This is a genomic window from Sphingomonas sp. 1F27F7B (assembly GCF_005503355.1).
Taxonomy (GTDB): domain Bacteria; phylum Pseudomonadota; class Alphaproteobacteria; order Sphingomonadales; family Sphingomonadaceae; genus Sphingomonas.
The window spans coordinates 138,438-158,305 of sequence record NZ_SCMK01000013.1 but is presented as its reverse complement, the minus strand read 5'-3'; the positions used below and the strand labels follow the sequence as shown (position 1 = coordinate 158,305).

At 65.9% G+C, this 19,868-nt stretch carries 18 protein-coding genes and 1 tRNA gene; 7 read left to right on the top strand and 12 right to left on the bottom strand.

What is annotated here, in order from left to right; all coding sequences use genetic code 11:
* The 3 genes from FFS08_RS23515 to FFS08_RS13775 all read left to right on the top strand — a co-directional run.
* Positions 1–1,576 (top strand): hypothetical protein (locus FFS08_RS23515; RefSeq protein ID WP_502702034.1); only part of this gene is annotated, 1,576 nt, incomplete at its 5' end.
* Positions 1,576–1,869, top strand: coding sequence for a toxin-antitoxin system YwqK family antitoxin (locus tag FFS08_RS13780; RefSeq protein ID WP_137862191.1), 294 nt, complete (start codon positions 1,576–1,578; stop codon positions 1,867–1,869). The genes FFS08_RS23515 and FFS08_RS13780, both read left to right, overlap by 1 nt.
* 226 nt (positions 1,870–2,095) lie before the next feature.
* A complete protein-coding gene (locus FFS08_RS13775) occupies positions 2,096–2,677 on the top strand; it encodes a DUF1826 domain-containing protein (protein ID WP_137862190.1) in 582 nt (193 codons plus the stop codon).
* A gap of 23 nt (positions 2,678–2,700) precedes the next feature.
* On the opposite strand, the gene FFS08_RS13770 is transcribed toward FFS08_RS13775, so the two are convergent.
* Both FFS08_RS13770 and FFS08_RS13765 read right to left on the bottom strand, forming a co-directional pair.
* Positions 2,701–3,960, bottom strand: a complete 1,260-nt coding sequence (locus FFS08_RS13770; protein WP_137862189.1) for an aminotransferase class V-fold PLP-dependent enzyme — start codon at positions 3,958–3,960, stop codon at positions 2,701–2,703.
* A gap of 11 nt (positions 3,961–3,971) precedes the next feature.
* Positions 3,972–6,362: a TonB-dependent receptor plug domain-containing protein gene (locus tag FFS08_RS13765; protein WP_137862188.1), complete on the bottom strand. Its 2,391-nt coding sequence runs from the start codon at positions 6,360–6,362 to the stop codon at positions 3,972–3,974.
* A 472-nt stretch (positions 6,363–6,834) separates the two neighbouring features.
* Between FFS08_RS13765 and FFS08_RS13760 the strand changes: the two genes are divergently transcribed.
* On the top strand, positions 6,835–9,261 hold the full coding sequence (locus FFS08_RS13760; RefSeq protein WP_137862187.1) for an MHYT domain-containing protein: 2,427 nt from the start codon (positions 6,835–6,837) through the stop codon (positions 9,259–9,261).
* A gap of 110 nt (positions 9,262–9,371) precedes the next feature.
* Here the strand turns inward: FFS08_RS13760 and FFS08_RS13755 are convergent, their stop codons facing one another.
* From FFS08_RS13755 to FFS08_RS13730, 6 genes are all read right to left on the bottom strand, one after another.
* Positions 9,372–9,794 carry a hypothetical protein gene (locus FFS08_RS13755; RefSeq protein ID WP_171015312.1) on the bottom strand — a complete coding sequence of 141 codons (423 nt, stop codon included), beginning with the start codon at positions 9,792–9,794 and terminating at the stop codon, positions 9,372–9,374.
* Positions 9,795–10,156: 362 nt separating this feature from the next.
* Positions 10,157–10,714: a hypothetical protein gene (locus FFS08_RS13750; RefSeq protein ID WP_137862185.1), complete on the bottom strand. Its 558-nt coding sequence runs from the start codon at positions 10,712–10,714 to the stop codon at positions 10,157–10,159.
* A 53-nt stretch (positions 10,715–10,767) separates the two neighbouring features.
* Positions 10,768–11,217, bottom strand: coding sequence for a CBS domain-containing protein (locus tag FFS08_RS13745; protein ID WP_137862184.1), 450 nt, complete (start codon positions 11,215–11,217; stop codon positions 10,768–10,770).
* 37 nt (positions 11,218–11,254) lie between these two features.
* Entirely contained in the window at positions 11,255–12,001 is a 747-nt protein-coding gene (locus FFS08_RS13740) for a pirin family protein (RefSeq protein ID WP_212742017.1), read from the bottom strand.
* A 127-nt stretch (positions 12,002–12,128) separates the two neighbouring features.
* Complete coding sequence (locus FFS08_RS13735) at positions 12,129–12,509, bottom strand: DoxX family protein (protein ID WP_137862182.1); 381 nt, start codon at positions 12,507–12,509, stop codon at positions 12,129–12,131.
* Positions 12,510–12,532: 23 nt separating this feature from the next.
* Positions 12,533–13,159 carry an FMN-dependent NADH-azoreductase gene (locus FFS08_RS13730; RefSeq protein WP_137862181.1) on the bottom strand — a complete coding sequence of 209 codons (627 nt, stop codon included), beginning with the start codon at positions 13,157–13,159 and terminating at the stop codon, positions 12,533–12,535.
* Positions 13,160–13,263: 104 nt separating this feature from the next.
* On the opposite strand from FFS08_RS13730, the gene FFS08_RS13725 reads away from it, so the two are divergent.
* Complete coding sequence (locus tag FFS08_RS13725; protein ID WP_137862180.1) at positions 13,264–14,196, top strand: LysR family transcriptional regulator; 933 nt, start codon at positions 13,264–13,266, stop codon at positions 14,194–14,196.
* Positions 14,197–14,441: 245 nt separating this feature from the next.
* Here FFS08_RS13725 and FFS08_RS13720 read toward each other — a convergent pair.
* The 3 genes from FFS08_RS13720 to moaA all read right to left on the bottom strand — a co-directional run bounded on the left by FFS08_RS13720 (position 14,442) and on the right by moaA (position 16,354).
* Positions 14,442–14,516 (bottom strand) — tRNA-Asn (locus tag FFS08_RS13720).
* A 72-nt stretch (positions 14,517–14,588) separates the two neighbouring features.
* Positions 14,589–15,359, bottom strand: a complete 771-nt coding sequence (locus FFS08_RS13715; RefSeq protein ID WP_137862179.1) for an NAD kinase — start codon at positions 15,357–15,359, stop codon at positions 14,589–14,591.
* Complete coding sequence (gene moaA, locus FFS08_RS13710) at positions 15,356–16,354, bottom strand: GTP 3',8-cyclase MoaA (RefSeq protein ID WP_249341046.1); 999 nt, start codon at positions 16,352–16,354, stop codon at positions 15,356–15,358. Before moaA ends, FFS08_RS13715 begins: the two co-directional genes overlap by 4 nt.
* A 59-nt stretch (positions 16,355–16,413) precedes the next feature.
* Between moaA and FFS08_RS13705 the strand changes: the two genes are divergently transcribed.
* The gene (locus tag FFS08_RS13705; RefSeq protein WP_137862177.1) at positions 16,414–18,396 is read left to right on the top strand and encodes a putative bifunctional diguanylate cyclase/phosphodiesterase; all 1,983 of its coding nucleotides are present in this window, start codon (positions 16,414–16,416) and stop codon (positions 18,394–18,396) included.
* The gene (locus FFS08_RS13700) at positions 18,393–18,776 is read left to right on the top strand and encodes a hypothetical protein (protein WP_137862176.1); all 384 of its coding nucleotides are present in this window, start codon (positions 18,393–18,395) and stop codon (positions 18,774–18,776) included. Before FFS08_RS13705 ends, FFS08_RS13700 begins: the two co-directional genes overlap by 4 nt.
* 2 nt (positions 18,777–18,778) lie before the next feature.
* Here FFS08_RS13700 and FFS08_RS13695 read toward each other — a convergent pair whose 3' ends face one another.
* Positions 18,779–19,288 (bottom strand): GAF domain-containing protein, encoded by a 510-nt coding sequence (locus FFS08_RS13695; protein WP_137862175.1) that lies wholly within the window; start codon positions 19,286–19,288, stop codon positions 18,779–18,781.
* Between the last annotated feature and the right edge of the window lie 580 nt (positions 19,289–19,868).

Genomic DNA, 19,868 nt, shown 5'->3' with positions numbered 1-19,868 from the left:
GTTCGGGGTTGCGGCGGGGATCCAGGACAAGTTCAGCTGGAAGGGGGTGGCGCTGGCGGGGATCAGCGCGGGCGTGTCCGGCGGGCTGGCGGGCAGCTTCGACAAGATCGCCGGCAGCCCTTTCCTGGGCGACGCGGTGCGCGGGGCGCTGGGCAGCGCGATCGGCCAGGGCATCGGGGTGGCGACGGGGCTGCAATCGAAGTTCGACTTTGCCGGCGTGGCTGCGGCGGGGCTGGGGATGGGCGCCTCGGGTGCGATCGGGCTGGGCGGCTTTGGCGGCAGGCTGCTGAGCAACACCGCAGGCGGCCTCGCCAATGCGGCGGCGCGCAGTCTGATCGAGGGCACCAGCTTCGGCGACAATATCCTTGCCGCACTGCCTGATGTCATCGGGCAGACGATTGGGGATGCGGTTGCCGGCAAGGTTGCGGCACGGAATATCGAAAGGCGTGAATCCCTATCGGGAATACGAGCCTCGACTGCGACGGAAGGGGTGTCCGACCTAGCGGGAGGGGACCTTTTTAGCCTGATTCTCGAAACCGCTCGTCAAATGCTTGGCCTCTCCGACGAGGCCACGATCGTTGTCACCGGCCAACGAGAATCCTGGCGCGACATTGCCTACGGCCCCGTCGAGGACCGCTTTGCCGATTTGCTTCAACAGCAGCGGATTACGTCCACTCTCAGCCTGCGCGATCAGGTCAGACGCTTCGACGGCTATCGACGCCTCGACGGCTATCAAGGCGCACCCGCGCGGCCGCCTGGAACGAGTATCAGCAGCGCTCCACGCGGGGCCCTGGGATATGGGGGTAACGTGACCGGAAGCGTGGGGCATTATGTCCAGGGACTCACTGCCAGCACCTTGAAGAGTATCGTATCTTCCGGCGGCAACACCGGGCAGATGTTCAGGGACGCCATAGGCAATGGGAGCCATGCGGCCACCGCGATCGTGAGCGAGACCCTCAGGTCGCTATATCCGGACAATGGCGACATGTTCTCGGCGCAGGCCCGTGCCGCGAACAATGCGCGGCATCCGTTCCTGCTCGATCCGAACCATGTTTCCAGCAATGCGGAGAAGCGAGGGATCATCGCCGCTGCCGTGGTTTCCCTGGTCGGTGCCAGGGGAATGGGGGCGCGTGCAAGCGCCGCAGAGAGTGTGCCAATCACTGGCGAAACTTTGGCAACCGCAACGGGGAAATCCATACACGCCGATTTGGCAGCAGCCCGCAGGGCGTCTGGCGATTTCGACCTCGTCAACGCGCCTTTGGTAGATGCAAATGGCGTAGCTATACAGGTTCCGAAACGGGTGAATTTGACTACGGGAGAGCCGTTGGATGCACGGGTCCAGATCGCGAGGCCCGACGCTGTTAGGTTCAAGAACGATCTGATCCTCGACGACAAACCACTAGGCAGGCCAATAGCGAAGGACCGTCAGGAAATCATACGTTTCATCGATGCGTACACGCAAAGCCAAGGCAGTCTGCCAAGTAGAATTGCGATTCAAAGGTATAGCCCGGTAACTGGGAGGCCCGTCGTTACCGAGCTATATGGACCAGAAGATTTCCTGCCAAAGGGGCGATAATGTCTGAGCTTAATATTGCAGAAATACCGTACGACGATGGGGTCATCCATTACCGATATGCTCGTTACATGTCGGCCGATGGAACTCGTTGGATTAGGCACGGACTATTTCGTTGCTACCACCCGGGTGGCGCGCTTGCATCTGAAGGCACCTATGTTGACGGGCAGGAGCAAGGTCTTTGGACGGACTACCACGAGAATGGCCAGATCGCAGCGAAGGGCCATTATGACAGCGGGAAAGAGGTAGGTCGCTGGGAGTTTTGGAATGCAGATGGCTCACCGGGTGAAAGGTGATGGCGAAAGCAAGATAAAAGGAACGGCTCCCCCTGCGGGGTAACCTGTTGTCTGCACATCGTTTTTTTAGGGAGATGGACAGCACTGGGGTGGAGACTCCCGGTGCCGTTTTGGTGTCGAATGGCCGGAGAGGGGGTATCCGCGAGGCATATCGCTTACCTATGACGCGCTGGGTCGGCTCGTCACCTGGTCGGAATCGGGCAACGGGACGGCGCCTGCCGCATCGGTGAGCTGGCGCTACGATGCGAACGGGAACATCCGTTCGCAGAGCAATGTCTATAGCCTGCTGGGCGGCAATGGCGCAGTCTCGACGGTGGACGGGCAGCAGTCGCCGACCTTCTGGTATCGCTACGACACGATGAACCGGGTGGTGACCGATCGCGGGATGCTGTCGGGCGGGCAGATCGTGCGGGGCACCGTGGGTGTCGATCTGAGCTATGACGCGGCGGGGCAGCGGCGTTGCGCGGCGTTTCGCCCGCGCGGTCGGGGCGGACCAGGTCCATGTCCGGCTGGAACGCGTCACTGGCGACGCCGCCGTCGCTTCCATGCGGATTATGTCCGCGCACGGCTGATCACGACCTATGCCGGCCCGGGTACGCAGTGGCTCGACGCGCTGACGGCCCGGCGGCTCGACGCCGGCATTCCGCCGCGCCGCGCGGAGATCCGGCAGCTCCGGACCGGCCAAGTCGGCATCTTCAAGGGCCATGATTGGCCGACAACGACACCGATCCTCCACCGCTCGCCGCCCATCGCCCGCGCCGGCAAGGCCCGCCTGCTGCTGGTTGTCGACCCCGCGAAACCGGATTGAAGCGCTCCGTTGCCGGGCGCGCGCTAGGTCCCCCGTCTCGAGGCGCTTTCCATCGCCAGGGCGCGTGCCAGAGCGTCGAGGTCTTCCGGACTGTTGAACAGGGCAGGGGTTACGCGCACGCACGCGCCCTTGGCCGGGCCATCGCGGTGCACCGTGAAGATGCCATGGCGGTCGAGCAGGCGCGCGGCGAATGCCGCGTTCCCCCGGACGTCGGTCACACCCCGGAGGCGGAAGGATGTTATGCCGCCATGGAGCTCGGCATCATCGGGGGTCAGCACTTCGATGCCGGGGAGCGGGCGGACCGCCGCCACCCACCGGTCGCGCAGGAAACGCAGGCGGGCTGCGCGGCGCGAGCGCCCGATCGCCTGTTGAAAGGCGAGCGCAGCGGGTACCGTCAGCAGCGCGGCGAAGTCGCTGGTCCCCGGATGTACGCGGGTTGCCACCGTGTCGCGTCCGTTGGCGGGTTCGGCGGGATCGCGGTCGATCCGTTGCAGCGCCGATTTGCGGATGTGGATCGCACCCACGCCGAGCGGCGCGCCGAGCCATTTATGGCAGTTGATGCCCGCGAAGTCGCAATCGAGGTCGGCCAACGTCATGTCGAGCTGACCCCAGCTGTGCGCGGCGTCGACGATCGCATCGATGCCCCGTGCCCGCGCCAGCGCGGCAATCTCGCGGACCGGCAGCACCAGGCCGGTGCGATGGCTGAGATGAGTCAGCAAAACCAGCCGCAGGCGCGGGTTCGCCGCAAAGGCTTCGGCATAGGCGTCGATCAGCGCTTGCCGGCTCGCCGGCTCGGGCAGCGCGATGCGGACGACGGCGACGCCGCGCCGCACGCGCAGATGCTCCATGCAATCCTGCATGCTGTCATAGTCGAGATCGGCATAGAGCACGGCATCGCCTGGCTCCAGCCGGTTATAGCCCAGGATCAGTGCCTTGAGCGCCTCGGTTGCGTTGCGGGTGAAGGTGATCTCATCCGCCGGCACGCCAAGCTCCGCCGCCAGAGCCTCGCGCACCGCCAGCGCATCGGCGCCGAAGCCGCGGCGCGTATAGTAGCTGGTGTCGCGGTTCACGCGCCCCAACTGCTCCTTATACGCATCGAACACCGGGCGAGCCATCATGCCCCAATTGCCGTTCTCGAGCTGGATCACCTCGCGCGTCACGTCATATTGGGCGGCGATGCCGCGCCAAAAGGCTTCCTCGCCTTGCGCGGGAATTGCCGAGGCTGCGCGTGCGGCCGCCGGCAGGGCGGCGATTCCGGCGAGCAACGACCTGCGATCCACGATATTCTCTCCGATCAGAACTTCACGCCCAGTCGAACATAATATTGTCCGCCATCGGTGTCATAGGGGGCGTTGCGCGAGTAGATCAGCCCGCGCACGGCCTGGTTGGTCGCCTCATCGGGATAGGTTCCGAAGACATTCTCCGCGCCGGCCCGCAGGGTGAAATGCTCATCGATGCGATAGGCGAGCGCAATGTCGAACAGCGCGATGCCGCCGAAGCGCTGGAACAGTTCGCCGGTCGCATTCCCGCTCACATCGGTCCACGCCCCGTAATAGCGGCCACGCAGCAGCACCGAGAGATCGCCGATCTCATAGCCGAGCGACGCAGTGCCGTTGTTCTGCGGCAACCGCTCCTCGAAGACGCGGCGTTGCGTCTCGTTGGGGATGGCGGCGGTGGTGCCGCTGCGCACCTTGGTGCTGTTGTAGTTATAGGCAAGCGTTGCGGTGGCACGGCCGGGCCCGAGGTTGCGGGCATAGTTCAGCACCATGTCGATGCCGCGCGTGCGGGTGTTGAAGTCGTTGGTGAAATAGCTGACCGAAGTGAAGCGCAGCGGGTTGGGGAAGCTCGTCGGCACGCTGAAGGTGCGCGACTGGCTGAAGCGGTCGTTGACGTCGATCTGGTAGAGATCGACGCTGCCGCTGAAGCCCATGTCGGTCTGGAAGGTGAGACCTGCGGTCAGCGTCTTCGAGGTTTCCGGCGTCAGCGGCTTGGCGCCGAGCGCGATTGCCAGCGGATCGTTCGGCGAAAGCCGGCCCTGGTTGAAGATCTGCAGGGTAACCGTGTCGAGCCCCTGCGTGGTCTGGATGGTATTGAGTTGCGCCGGAGTCGGCGCGCGGAAGCCGGTCGACCAGGTCGCCCGCGCCGCGATGCCTTCGGCCGGCTCGATGCGCGCCGCGAGCTTGTAGTTGAAGGTGTCGCCGAACGCGGAGAAATCCTCATAGCGCCCGGCGGCGCCGAGCGTCAGCATCTTCACCGGGCGCCATTCGAGATCGACATAGCCGGCGTAGCTGGTCTGGTGCCAGGTGCCGGCCGCGGTCGGGCTGAAGCCGGGGAAGCCGTTGGAGCTGGGCGCCAGGCCGGTCGCCGCACCCGGGCCGATCGCATAGGAGGCGGGATCGCCGGCACCGACCTTGTAGCTCTCGCGGCGGCGCTCGGCGCCGAAGGCGATGTTGAGCGGCTCGGCGCCGCCCACCGGCAGCCGATAGACGAAGTCGGCGTTGAGGTTGAACTCGCGCTGCTCCAGCCGGCCGATATAGAAGCTGGTCGGGCTGTTCGGGCCGAGCGAGGCGTTGAGGCTCTCGCGCATGTTATAGTCGATCCGGCTGCGGCCAAGGCTGACGCTCAGATCGTAGCTGAGGTGTTCGCCAAGCCCGCCGCGAAGACCGGAATCACTCTGATAGTCGCTATATTCGGTCCCGAAGCGCGGCGTGAAGCCGGCGGGATAGACTGTCCGGAACGAGAAGCCCGGAAATGCAGTGCTGGCGTTGTAGACATTCGCGGTGCCGGCGGGATTGCGCCAGTTGAAGTCGGTCACGCCATCGCCCGACTGGGCGGTGAGAAAGGTGTAGAGCGTCGCTTCGTCGGCGAAGCTGTAATGGGCATCGACGGATCCGCGGATACGCTCCTCGTCGGGTTGGCCCCAGCGCTGCACCGGATTGGGCACGGCGATCGCGGGATTGGCTGCCTGGAAGGCGATCGCGTCGGGGCGCTGGCGAGTGCGCGATGTCGCTTCGGACTTGTCGTACTGGCCGGTGACGACGATGCTGCCGCGCTCGCCAAACGCCACGCCGCCGCGCGCACCGCCCTGATATTCGTTACCGTCGCCCGAATAATATTGGGAGAACTGGCCAAAGGCGTCCATGCCGGGCTTGTCCTCGAGGATGATGTTGATCACCCCGGCGATCGCATCCGATCCATATTGCGCCGAGGCACCGTCGCGCAGAACTTCGATCCGCTTGATCGACAGCGAGGGGATGCTTGCAAGATCGGGAGCCTGTGCGCCGCGCGTGCCCAGCAGCGCCGAGCGGTGATAGCGCTTGCCGTTCACCAGCACGAGCGTCTGGTCCGCCGAGAGGCCGCGCAGCGTTGCCGGGCGCACAAAGGCCTGGCCATCCGCGGCGGGCAGGCGCTGGACGTTGAACGACGGCAGCAGCTGCGCGATGGTATCGGTGAGGTCGCCCGACACGCTGGAGCGAACCGCGTCGGCCGACAGGACATCGACCGGCGCCAGCGTGTCGAACTGGGTGCGCGAACGCTCGCGCGTGCCGGTGACGATGATGAGTCCGGTTTCCTCTCCTGCTTCGGCGCCGGTTCCGGTGTCGCTGTTCGCCGGCAGGCTCTGTGCCATGGCGGGTGTGCAGGCAAAGGTCAGCGTGGCGAGCACGCTCGTGGCGGTGAGCTTCATATTGACCCCCGATGCTGCGACGTCTGGACGCGTCGGCTTCGGCGGTGCAGCTAAGCGGTGCGCTCTTCATTTTGATGACGGAACCGCGATAGTTCGGGGACTCTGCGCAAACACCGATGCGACGATGTGATCGATCGGGGGCGCGACCGGGCGCATGCGCCGTCCGGCATCAGGCATATCTGGGGGCTGGCTTCGGGACATCGGCTGCTCCCGATGCGATCCGCGCGCGCCGGAAGCAGACGGATCGGCATGAAACGGTGTCATGGCGCTCGGCATCGAAGACGATGTTGAGATTTGCCGGTTGATGCCCAAGTCCCTGGCAAATTGATCTTGCGCAAGTGGTCGATAACGCCCTCTGCTTCCGGCGACCCCGCGCTTCACTTTCGGCGAAGGCAATAGTTGGCGGCGTTGCTACGATATTGGAGCCTTCGGCGATTGCATGCGGACGCTCGCTATGGGATCATAGCAGCCGATGGCCATGATGGGTGCGCACGACAGCTTGCTGGTGGCGCTGTCGATCCTGATTGCGATATTCGCTTCCTTCACCGCGCTCAGCTTGGCGAGCCGCATTCACTCTTCGATCAGCTGGATGCGCCGCGTCTGGGTCTGGGCAGCGGCGATCGCGCTGGGCAGCGGCATCTGGTCGATGCATTTCGTCGCCATGCTTGCCTTCAGCATGCCCGGGATGCGGATGAGCTACGACCTGGGGCTCACTTTGCTGTCGCTGGCCCTGGCCCTCGGATTCACGGGCGCGGGCTTCGCAACGCTCGATTGGCGAGCGGTCTCCCGCACGCGCATCCTGGCCGCCGGCCTGCTGATGGGGCTGGGTGTCGTCGCCATGCACTATGTCGGCATGTCGGCGATGCGTATGCCGGCGACGCTGAGCTATGACAGGTTCTGGGTGAGCATCTCGGTGCTGATCGCGCTCGGTGCCGCGACGGCGGCGATATGGCTTGCTTCGCGTGATCGGAAGATGAGCCACCGCATCACGGCGGCAGTCGTGATGGGTTTCGCCATTGCCGGGATGCACTATGCGGGGATGCGGGCGGCAGTCTTCACGGCCAGTTCGCGGATCGACATGCACGACGGCCTCGCCAGTGTCGGCCAGACTTACCTCGCGGCCGGTATCGCGACGATTACCTTCCTGATCCTGGTCCTGGCTTTGGGCGCTGCGACGTTCGAGCGCCTGCTCCAGGGATTTGCCAGGCGCGAAGCTCGAACCGGGCTCAGGCTGGAGATCGCGGATATTCTGCGAGAGCGATCCACGAACGAGGCATTGTTCGCCGTGGCAAGGCTCATGGGCCAGCATTTCGGCGGAACCCGCGCCGGCTTCGGCCAGCTCGACCCGGTCGAGGATGTCTTCGACTATGAAGTGTGCTGGACCGACGGATCGGTGCCGGCCTTGCTGGGGCGGTTCCCCGCCGCGGCGTTCGGCGTCAAGATCGTTGCGGCGCTCGGTCGCGGCGAGACGGTGATGATCGAGGACCTGCTCACCGCCGAACTCAGCGGCGAAGCGCGCACGCGCGAGACCGCCCGGCAAGTCGAGACACGGTCCATCCTCGTCGTGCCTTTCGTCTGGGACGGCCGGTTGCGCACGATCGTCTATCTCAATGACCGCAATCCGCGCCATTGGCGCCCGGACGAGATCAACTTCCTGGAAGAGATCGCGGAGCGAATCCGGTTGGTGGTCGAACGCGCTGCCGTCGAGGAGCAGCTGCGTGAGCTGAATGCGACGCTGGAGGCGCGCGTCGAGGCGCGTTCGGCGGAGTTGCGCCAGGCGCAGGAAGCGCTGCTTCAGAGCCAGAAGATGGAAGCGGTGGGCCAACTGGTTGCCGGCCTGGCGCATGACTTCAACAATCTTCTGGGCGCGGTAATCGGCGCGTTCGAACTGATCCGTCGCCGCGCCGAGGAACCGGACAAGGTCCGTCATTTTGCCGATGCCGGCCTCAATGCCGCCGAGCGCGGCTCCAGGCTGACCACACAGCTGCTTGCCTTCTCGCGGTCACAAGAGATTCAGCTCCAGCCCATGCTGGTGTGCGACACCGTTGCCGCGCTGGCGGACCTGTTGCGAAGAACGCTCGGGCCAATGATCGTGCTGGATCTTCAGCTCGATCCGGCGCCGGTGCCGGTGTTGGCGGATCCCACACAGGTTGAGATGATGCTGCTCAATCTCGTGATCAATGCGCGCGACGCGATGCAGGAGGGAGGGACGCTCACGATCTCGACCACGGTACGGAGGGTCGCTGGAGATGCCGAACTCGCACAAGGAGACTATGTGGAGATCGCCGTCGCCGATACGGGGACCGGCATGGCGGAAGATACGCTGCGCCGCGCGATGGAGCCGTTCTTCACGACCAAGCCCAGGGGGAAGGGCACCGGGCTTGGTCTCGCCCAGATCTATGGAAGCGCGCAGCAGGTCGGCGGGGCCGTGCGGATCGAGAGTGCGCTTGGTCAAGGCACGACGGTGCGCGTATTGCTCCCTTGCACCGAGCGCTCGCCATTGCCCGCAGCAACGGCCGCGGACGAGGCCGTGGCCGCGCTTCGCCCGCTCGTCATTCTGCTGGTCGACGACGATCCGGATCTGCGCATGGTATTGTCGGCCGCGCTCGAGGCACTGGGCCATCGCGTCATCCAGGCCGATGACGGCGCGTCGGGCCTGGCCGCGCTCGAAGAAGAAAGACCCGATGTTGCGCTGCTCGATTTCGCGATGCCGGGCATGAACGGCGCCGAACTCGCCGCCGAGATCCGGCGGCGTTGGCGCGGGCTTCCCATAATTTTCGCCAGCGGTTTTGCCGACGCCGCGGCAATCGAAGCAGTCGATGGCGCGGCGATAATTCTGCGCAAGCCCTTTCGCGTCGCTGAGTTGCTCACGGCGCTGGACACCACCGTCGCGGGCTGAAGGCGCGATCGCATGGATCGCCTGCCGCGACGGAGGCTCCGGGCTCGACCAGCATTTTCAGGCAGGGGGCTGCTCGCCGGTCGGGGCGAAGTGGTCGACGGCGCTGATCGCTAGTCCGCCTTCACGACGCACTCTGCCGCGCCGAGCTCCTGAAGGCGATCGCTCCGATACGGGCCCGGAGGCATCAGCCTCAGCCAGCTTCTTGCGGGCCGACCATTGACCACCTGCATGTTGAGCGAGAATTCGCCAGCCTTGTGTGAGGCGGAGAGGCCAACCCGATAGTCAACCGGCTGGTCGTTCTCGCGCCGGGTAACGAACGACCGGCCGAGGACATAATCCCCCGAGGGAAAGGCATCGTCCCGAGTCGACTTGACCCGCACCCGGGCGTCGCCGGCACGGTGCTCCATGCTGAGCACGAATGCGGCAGGCGATGCCGCCACGTTGCAGACCAGTCGATCCGCAGGAAAGACCCGGCTAGAATCCTCGGAGGGCGGCGCGGACTGAAGCAGAACCAAAATGGCCGTTACGATCATGACTGCATTCTCGCCCCGACATACCAGATTGTGCCGGCACTAGCGCATGCATGACGTTCGAGCCACCAATATTGGCCGAAGCAATTGCCGGTCGCTTTCGCGCGGGTGGCCCAGTCAATCTTCCGCGGAATTGCGCCACGCAAGAGAAGAACAATCGACGGCCTCTCCGGGAGCCGGCTGCGCCGGGTCGGCAACTATTCCGCCAGCAGGCGGCGGTTGCGGAAAATATCCCTTGCGCCGCGGCTGGAGACGAAGGCGTGCCGGTTGCCGGCTGTGCGCCAGCCGACAGGATTCCCTCTGTATTCGCGCTTGGATCGGCGCCTCGCCTATCCCGCATGAACGCCCGTATCGCGTCGCGATCGTCACGACGCCCGCCGCCGATCGCTTCGCATCGCGGGGCGATGGAGCGAGACGATCGTGACCAGGGCAAGTGCGGCGATCATCGTCGATATCGCGATATCGCCCGTCGTCTGCCGGATGAGCAGCGCCGTGCCGGCGAGCCCAGCGACCAATGCGAGGGCGAGGGGCAAGATATGAAGCCATGGCCCGGGCCCATGCGGGTTGGCCGCGACGTGGCGATCGACGATCCGGCGGACCTCGCCGATGCCGCGCGCATCGAAGCCGGCGCGATCCATTGCCAGCTCCTCGCTCGCTTCGAGCCCCTGGCCGTTCAGGCGATAGAGGATGGCGTAGCGCCGCAGGGCCTCGAGCCGAGGGTTTGCCAGCCCGCCCTTGCGGCGCACGCCGCCCAGCCACATGCCGATCCGCACGAGCCGGCCAATGTCTGCCAGCGAAGAACGTCCGTCCTGGAGCGACATCCGCACGATATCGCGCTCGAACGCGCCGAGGGCCGGCTGGGGCTTCCCGGCAACGATTCCTGTCGAGGCACTCTGGATATGCTCGAATTGCAGATAGGCCATGACAACCTCCTTGCGCCCCCGACCGGCTTGCAGGATCGGGGGCCTGCTCTGCCTCACGCGGCTGCGAGACGTGCCCGCGCCATGTCCTGCAGGACCGCGTTCTCCTCGATCTTCTCCTGCAGTCGCGACTTCACCACGTCGCCTATGCTGACCAGGCCGACGACGTGCCCGCCATGGGTGACCGGGAGGTGCCGGGTCCGGTTGGTGGTCATCACGCGCATGGCGTCGGCGACGGTATCGCGCGGGTCTGCGTGCGGGCTGCTCCTGGTCATCACCCCATGGACGGGGAGCGAGAGGGCCAGCTTGCCGGCCTTCGCCGTTGCCAGGACGATATCGCGTTCCGAGACGATGCCGAGCACCCGGTCCGAATCGTCGAGCACGACGAGCGCGCCGACCTGTTCATGCGCCATCAGTTCTATGGCCGCCGCCAGTTCGCTATGGGGCGCGATGCTGATCACACGGCGACCCTTGTGGCGGAGAATGTCCTCGATAAGCATTGTCATCTCTCCTGTGATCGAATGATGCGATTGGGATTGGCGGTCAGGCGTAGCGGTGCCTGACCTCGGCGATGCGGGCCTCGCCCGCCTGCAGGTTCGCCTCGGAGGTGTGGACGGAATAGTAGCCGAGCACGAGTTCGTGCGGATGCGGCACCGCCGATCCGAGCACGAATGTCGCGCCTTCGGGGCCGGCGCGCAGTGCGATCGAGGCATCGCTCCGGTCGAAGGCGATCAGCTCGCCGGCATGATAGGTGTCGGTGCCCGCCAGGGAGCCGTGCGACAGGCTGAGCCAGCCGACCTGGTGACCGTCCGGCGTCTCATAGGTCCATGCCTCGTCGGGGGCGAGGGTGACCAGCAGATAGTTGAGGCCGTCGAACGACCGCACCGGGCTCTGCTTGCCCCGATAGGCGCCCACGACAAGGTGTGCGGGGCCGACGGACGGGATGCCGCTCGCCTCGACGAACTGCCATTCCGGCTCGTGCATCTCCATGGCTTCCGGGAGGGCGACCCAGAGCTGGAAGCCCTTGAGGCGGGCTGCGCTGTCCGGACGATATTCGTCGCCGTGCCAGATCGCGCTGCCGGCCCGCATCCATTCGACTCCGCCATAGTCGAGCAGGCCGGTACCCCAGTCGCCCTTGTCGAAGCGCAGATTGCCTTCGGTGAGCACGGTGACGGTGGCGATGCCCGAATGCGGATGGAGATTGCCGGCGCTGGCGATCGAAGACGGCGCATCGATCAGGTCGAGGAAGACGAACGGCTTGAGATACTGGCCGAGGTCCGACGGGCTCATCAGCCGGGTGATCGGGGCGCCGCCGCGTCCTTGCGTGCGATGAACGACCTCACGCGGGGCGTGAACGGGGGCGGATAGGGCGAGTGCGGTTTGCCGTGACATGACGGGATACTCCGGTTTGGTGGGCTCAGGCCGTGACCGGGCGCGCGCGGCGCTCGAGGGCGAACGATCCGGCACCGGTCGTCGCCAGCAGGAGCAGGCCGCCGGCGAGGCCGAGATTCTTCATGAGATCGATCGGCATGCTGAGATGGACGATCAGGCCGGTGACTATGCACCAGGCCGCGAGCAGCGGCGCGATGGCGCGCAAACGATAGCCGATGATGATCGCGACGCCGCCAACGACTTCGCCGAGACCGACGAGATAGGTCAGGGCGGTCGCGCCAGGCAGTTTGAGGCTGCTCAGCATCCCGGCGACCGCTGACGGATCGGTCAGCTTGCCGAAGCCGCTGACGACGAACAGGACCGCGAGCAGGATGCGCGCGATGAGCTTCAAGAGATTGTCGGACATGAGTAGAGTTCCCTTGATGGGCCTTAGGCGGCGAGCTTGCGGAATTCGGCGAGCTTGCCGATTTCGGCCTGGGCCGCGGCGATGGCCTGGTTGCGCGCGTCGTCGCCCATGGCCACGCCCTCGGCGCGGATGAAGCTGACGTCCGTCACTCCGAAAAAGCCGAAGACGCCGCGCAGATAGTTTTCCTGATGGTCGAGCGCGGCCATCGCTGTATCGGCGCCGTAGAAGCCGCCACGCGACGAGGCGATGATCACCTTCTTGTCGCCTGCCAGGCCCACGGGGCCGTTCTCGGTATAGCGGAACGTCTTGCCCGCCACCGCGATACGGTCGATCCAGGCCTTGAGCTGGCTCGGGATGCCGAAATTGTACATCGGCGCGCCGACCACGACGATATCGGCGGTGAGGAAGGCGTCGAGGGCGGCGTTGCCTGCGGCGATATCGCCGACCAGCGCCGGCGCTTCCGGAACGGCGCCTTGCGCCGCGGCGAGATGCAGGCCGGTCAGGTGGCCGACTGGATGCGTGGCGAGATCGAGATGCTCGACCTCGATGGTCGGATGGGCCGCGCGCTGCGCGGCGACGATCGCGCCCGAAAGCTGGCGGCTGACCGACGCCGGACCGAGGATGCTGGAATCGACATGGAGAAGTTTCATTGCCTGTTTCCTTCACGCGTTGGTTAGACGAGTGGGAAATAGGCGTGACAGATATATCGTCGTAGCCTATATTATCAGATACAATCCATTCAGGATTTAGATGGATGATTGAATCGATCACGCTGGATCAGATGCGAACGCTCGTGGCGGCCATCGATGAGGGGAGCTTCTCGGCTGCGGGCCGCAAGATCGGGCGGGCGCAGTCGGTGGTTAGCCAGACGATCTCGGGACTGGAGACCCAGCTGAAGGTCGCATTGTTCGAGCGGATCGGTCGCTATCCGGTGCCGACCGAGGCTGGCACGGCGCTGGCCGGGGAAGCGCGGGCAGTGCTGCGCCAGGCGGGGCAATTCCGGGCCCGTGCGCGGGATCTGGCAAGCGGAGTCGAGCCGGAAGTGTCGATCGCGCTCGACGTGATGTTCCCGATAGAGATATTCACTCGGGCGGTCTCCGGGTTCGAGGCCAATTTTCCGGACACGGTTCTCCGGGTGCATGTCGAGAGCCTCGGCGCAGTGATCCAGCCGGTGCTCGACAGGCGCAGCGCATTTGCGGTTTCCGGCACCGTGCCCTTGTTCTCTCCGGAACTTCAGCCGGAACGGTTGCTGGCGATCAGGCTGACGCTGGTCGCGTCACCCGATCATCCGCTCGCCCGGGCGTCGGATCCGCTCTCGGCGGAGCAGCTTTCGGCCCATACCCAGCTCGTGCTGTCGGACCGTTCAGAGCTTTCCCAGGGGCGGCAGTTCGGAGTGCTGGCACCGCGTGCCTGGCGCCTTGCCGACCTGGGCGCCAAACACGCCTTTCTGAAAGCCGGCCTGGGTTGGGGCAGCATGCCGCTCTGGATGATTCAGGCCGATCTGGCCGCCGGCCGGCTGGTGGAGCTCCGGACCGAGAGCGACGTCTGGCCCGAAGGCGATCAGATGGCGATGCACGCGCTGCATCGCCGTGACGCGCCGCCGGGGCCGGCTGGGCGATGGCTGATCGAGCATCTTCGCGAGCAGGTGCAGAAATGCGAGTCGGGCAGCGGGCATGCATCCATCTGATCGATTTCAATACGGCTCTCGATCATCATCGCTCGGCCATGTTTCAGCCGATTTCGCCGGGCGCCCGGCGGCCCGATCATGCCGGCGCCCCCTGGCCAGCACGCGCGGAGCTCCAAGCCCCACATTACCGGGCTGCTCGCATGCGGGCCGACGACTGGCCCATCAGGAGCCATTCACAATTTCTGGTTTGAATAGAAAGCCGCCGCGAAGACGGTTTCCGGGGCCTTCGTCCCGGGATTCGGAAGTGGCTCCCTGAGTAGGATTCGAACCTACGGCCGCTCGATTAACAGTCGAGAGCTCTACCGCTGAGCTATCAGGGATCACTATCTCTCCGCCCGGCGAACCGCTGCGGAGGCGGCGCTATGCAGCGGGTTCTCGTGGATTGCAAGGGGTCAGGCGACGAATTGTTCCATCGTTATCCGATCGTCCAGCGCATGCTCCGGATCGAAGAGCAAGGTGAGGTCGCGGTGATGGTCGATCTCGATCTCCACTCGGGCGACGTCGCGCACCTCGCGCTGGTCCGCCACCGCGCTCACGGGCCGCTTGTCGGCCTCCAACACGCGAATCGCGATGCGGGCCTTGTCGGGCAGGATCGCCCCGCGCCAGCGCCGCGGGCGGAATGGGCTGATCGGCGTCATCGCCAGCATCGCGGAGCCCAGCGGCAGGATCGGGCCCTGCACCGAGAGATTGTACGCAGTGGAGCCGGCGGGCGTCGCGACGAGCATGCCGTCGCACACCAGCTCCGGCAGCACGACGCGATCGTTGACGGTGACTTCGAGCTTCGCCGTCTGGCGCGTCTCACGCAGGAACGAGACTTCGTTGATCGCCGGCAGCTCGAAGCGTTCGCCGGCGGCATTGATCGCGCTCATCTTGAGCGGGCTCACCTTGAACGGCTTGGCGCGGGCGAGCCGCTCGTCGAGTCTCTCGCGCCGCCAGTCGTTCATCAGGAAGCCGACCGTGCCGAGGTTCATGCCGAACACGGGAACGCTGCGGCGGCTCTCCAGCAAATTGTGGAGCGTCTGGAGCATAAAGCCGTCGCCGCCCAGGGCGACGATCGCCTCGGCCTGTTCGACGGGCACCCATTCATAGGCCTCGCGCAGCTCGTCGGCAGCGAGCTGGGCGGGTTCGGTGGGCGAGACGACGAGCGCGCGGAGCTGGCTCATCCGCCGGTGACGCTCATGTGACGGCGCGTGGCCGGGGCGGCGCCGGCGGCGATGCGGAAATCATGGCGGGCAGGCTTGCGCCGCAGCGCGTCGTCGATCGCGGCGTCGAGGCCGGCGGACCCTGCGCCGCGCAGGGCGGCCTTGATGTCCACGCCCTCGTCATGGCCGAGGCACATATAGAGCTTTCCGTCGGTGGCGAGGCGGACGCGATTGCATCCGTCGCAGAAATTGGCGCTCAGCGGCGTGATCAGGCCGAGCCGGGTGCGCGTGCCCGCGACGCGCCAATAGCGCGCCGGCCCACCGGTGCGGTGCGTGTCGGGGATCAATTCGAAGCGCGCGCGGAGATCGGCCAGCACGCCGGTGAGCGGCAGGAAGCGATCGACGCGATCATCGTCCACTTCGCCGAGCGGCATCGTCTCGATCAAGCTGAGGTCCATGCCCGCTTCCGTCGCCCAGCCGAGCATCGGGGAAATCTCATCTTCGTTCAGGCCCTTCAATGCGACCATGTTGAGCTTGACCGCGAGGCCGGCCGCCTGCGCGGCGGCGATGCCTGCGAGCACCTTCGACAGGTCGCCGTGCCGGGTGACGTGCCGAAAGACTTCCGGATCGCGGCTGTCGAGGCTGACGTTGACGCGGCGCACGCCGGCCTCGTGCAGCGCTTCGGCATGGTCGGACAGGCGCGTGCCGTTGGTGGTGAGCGTGACTTCGTCCAGACCGGCGCCGAGATGGCGCGCGATGCGGCGGACCAGCTCCAGCGTATCGCCGCGCACCAGCGGCTCCCCGCCGGTGAGGCGGATCCTGCGTACCCCGCGCGCGACGAAGCGGTCGGCGATCAGCGCGAGTTCGTCCAGGCTCAGCAGCTCTCCGCGCGGCAGGAAGCGCATCTGCTCGGGCATGCAGTAGCGGCAACGCAAGTCGCAGCGATCCGTGACCGAAATGCGCAAATAGTGGATCGCGCGGCCATGGGCGTCGATCAAGGCGGGCGCGGCTGCCATGCAAGATGAGTTACGCATGATGATAGCGGCGGGCAAGCGTTCGCGTTATCGAGAGCGGAATGTCCGAAGATTTCACAGTCATCGAAAGCGCCAACGCAGATGCGGCCCCGGTGTTCGTCCTCAGCTTTCGCCAGCGCGACGAAGTCGCGGCGGCCGCTGCGGGGGGCGGTTGGCGGGTGGTGGCGGCGCGGCGCTCCGATGCGCTCGAACGGCGCTTCCTCTCGAGCGGGGCGGCCGTGGCGGTGATCGACGCGCGCGGCGCGCTTTCGGAAGGTATGGAAGCGGCCAAGGTGCTGGGGCCGACGATCGAGGCGCATGGCGCGGCGATGCTGATCCTCGTTTCGCAGAGCGACACGGTGCACATGCGCCATTTCTTCGATGCCGGTGCCACGCATTTCCTGTCGAGCCCGATGTCCTCGGCCGCGATGGCGCATGCGATTCGCTTCGCCCAGCGGCATGTCGATCGGCTTTCCGGATGGAACGGGCAGGAAAAGGGCCCGCCCGAGCCGCTTGGCTGGCGATTCGATCCGGCGATGCGCTCGCTCCAGCTCACCCCGGCATTGGCGAGCCTGCTCGGTCTGCCCGAGGCCCCCGGCACGCGCACCTTCTTCGCCAGGCTGGATCCGGCGGATCGCGTGCTGGCGCGCAGCGCGCTCCGTCGCTTGAATTCGGACACGCCTTCCACTGCCTTTGCCCACGACCTGGCAGGCGTGGGCCGGGTAGTGCAGCATCTTCAATATGATGCGCACACCAACCGTCTGCACGCGCTTGTCGAGGCGCTCGGCGTGGCGCCGGATGCCAATGCGGCGGTGCGCGACGCCCTGACCGGCGCGCGCGACGGGCCCAGTGCGCGTCGCTGGATCGACCGACGCCTCGCCGAGGGCGGCCGCGTCGGCGTGGTGTTGATCGGGCTGACGCGCTTTGAGACGGTGAACACCGCCTATGGCCGGGGCGTGGGCGACGAGCTGCTGCGCAGCGTGTCGCGGCGCGTAGGCGAAGTGGCGCGCGAGACGCTGGGCAAGAGTGCGATCATCGCGCGGATCGGTGGCTCGGAATTCCTGGTCGCCAGCGACGACGTCGACGCCGCGAGGATCGGTTCGGCTGCTGCCAGGCTCGAGGACGCACTGGCCCGGCCCTTCGTGGTCGGGGGCGACATCGCCCCACTCGGGGCGCGGCTCGTGACCGGTGAGAGCCAGGCCGGCGACAATGCCGCGGCGCTGCTGCGCCGGACGAGCGAGGCGCTGCTTGGCGACGTGCCGCGCGAGAAGGGAGCGCCGCCGGTAGATCTGCTCGTCGACAATCTCCACCGCGCGCTGGAACGCGGCGAGATCGGCGTGCTGTTCCAGCCCCAGGTCTCGATCGCCACCGGGCAGATCGTTGGCGTGGAGGCGCTGGCGCGCTGGAACCATCCCGAGTTCGGCGAACTCGGCGCCGATACGCTGTTCGCCGCGGCGGAGCGGGCAGGGCTCGACGCGACGCTTTCCGACCATGTCCAGCGCCGCGCGCTGGCGGCGGCGGCCAATTGGCCCATGTCGTTGAGCAAGCTGCGGCTTTCGATCAACGTCACGGCCGCCGACGTAGCGCGCGCCAGCTTCGTCGATGCGCTTCTCGGGCGGATTGACGCGAGCAACTTCCCACGTAATCGCCTGACGGTGGAAATCACCGAGAGCGGCATCATGTCCGATCTGGGCGAGGCGGCGCGGCTGCTCACCTTGCTGCGTGCGGCGGGATGCCGCGTGGCGATCGACGATTTCGGCACGGGCTATTCGAGCCTCGCCTATCTCAAGGCGTTGCCGCTGGACTATCTCAAGATCGACAAGAAGCTCAGCCAGGATATCACGGGCTCCGCCCGTGACCGCGTGGTGGTGCGCGGCGTGATCGACATGGCGCGTTCGCTGGGGCTGGCGGTGGTGGCCGAGGGAGTCGAGACTGCCGAGCAGCTCGACCTGCTCGCCAAGGAAGGCTGCCAATATTTCCAGGGCTTCCTCTGCTCGGCGCCGGTCGACGTGCCGGCGCTGGCCCAGCTGGCGAACCGCGGGTGAGCGATCCGCGCGATTTGAGCGGCGTCTGGTACGGCCGCTACGTCAGCCATGCCGACGTGCAGGAGAATGGCTTCATCGCCCTGCTCGAGGAAGCCGGGGGCGTCTTCTCGGGCAGCATCAGCGAGCGGGACGGACAGGACGGCATACGCAGCGCCACGGTGGCGGGGCGCCGCGACGGCGCGCGAATCCAGTTCGTGAAACAATATCATGGGCGCTGGAACCATGCCGTCTTCTACGAAGGCAGCGTGGACGATCAGGGTGTCGAGGCAAGCGGCAGCTGGAAAGTGGACTGGCTGCACGGCGGCTTCAGCATGCAGCGCGAGAAGTTCGCGACCGACGAGCTCGAGGAAGAGCGGGAAGACAGCCTCGTGCTGCGTTGAAGTCAGGCCGGATCGGCACCCTTGCCATCGGTGACGCGGCCCAGCGTGACGCCGGCATAGCGGGCAAGGCTGGCGAGCAGCGCGCTGGTGCCGGGATCGATCGGTCCTGCTGCCGCCCAATAGGCGCCCATCGCCATGCTCGGCCCCATCAGCCCGATCGGATACATTGACATGCTGCGCACGAAGGTTGGCCGGTAGGCGTCCACCGGAACGCGCGGGTCGTCATAGATGTCGGGGATGTGGATCGGGCGCGCCTCGAGGATCGCGAGGCCCGAGATGCAGTTCTCGATCGGAAAGCGCTCGCCCGCCAAGAGGGGTGTCATCGCATCCTCTGCGACATAGGCGACGCTATCGCCCTCGCGGCGAATGACCGTCACGCCATCGCACCGTGCAATGGTGCGGGCGCATTCGCGTAGTACCGTGACCAGTTCGTCGATCGAGGTCGCATGCGACAACCGGGCCATCGCTTCGGTCAACAATCGGCGTTGCTCGAAACTGTCCGGCTCCCTCAAGCCTCGCTCCTCACGAGCGGACCCTTTCCGGGTCTCGCCTGCTTCAATCCCATGTGTCACGGCCAGATACGCAGCCTTGCTCTACTCGGTTCAACACGAAACCTGCCAAATCGGGCTTCAACACGACGAAGCCGTACGATGATCCGGGGCCACCCGTCCCCCATGGCAGGCCGGCCCCGGGCATCGCGCCGAGCGGCACCATTCCGCCTCTATCCTGAACGCTGTTCCAGTATGCGCAACTACGCAAAAATACCGGGAGCGCGGGAGGCGTGGGCGCCAGGTTGGGGGCGCATATTCCCGCTCCCCTCATCCCGCGAAAGCGGGGATGGCGAATGAAAGTCTGGCCTCCAGGAAAATCAATGATTTACATGAGTCCTCAACCCAATGGTCCCGATATCGACAGCCAAAGTCGACATTCATCTTACGCTGCGATGATCGACGGGTTTTGGCGAGCGTGAGCGCGATCACCTGGCTCATATACCGGAGCCTGCCGGGATCGACCCGGAAGGCTCTCGGGATCATTACACCGGAGGATCGCTGCAGCAGCGCTGACCCGGGCAGTTGGTTTCATCTGAGCAGC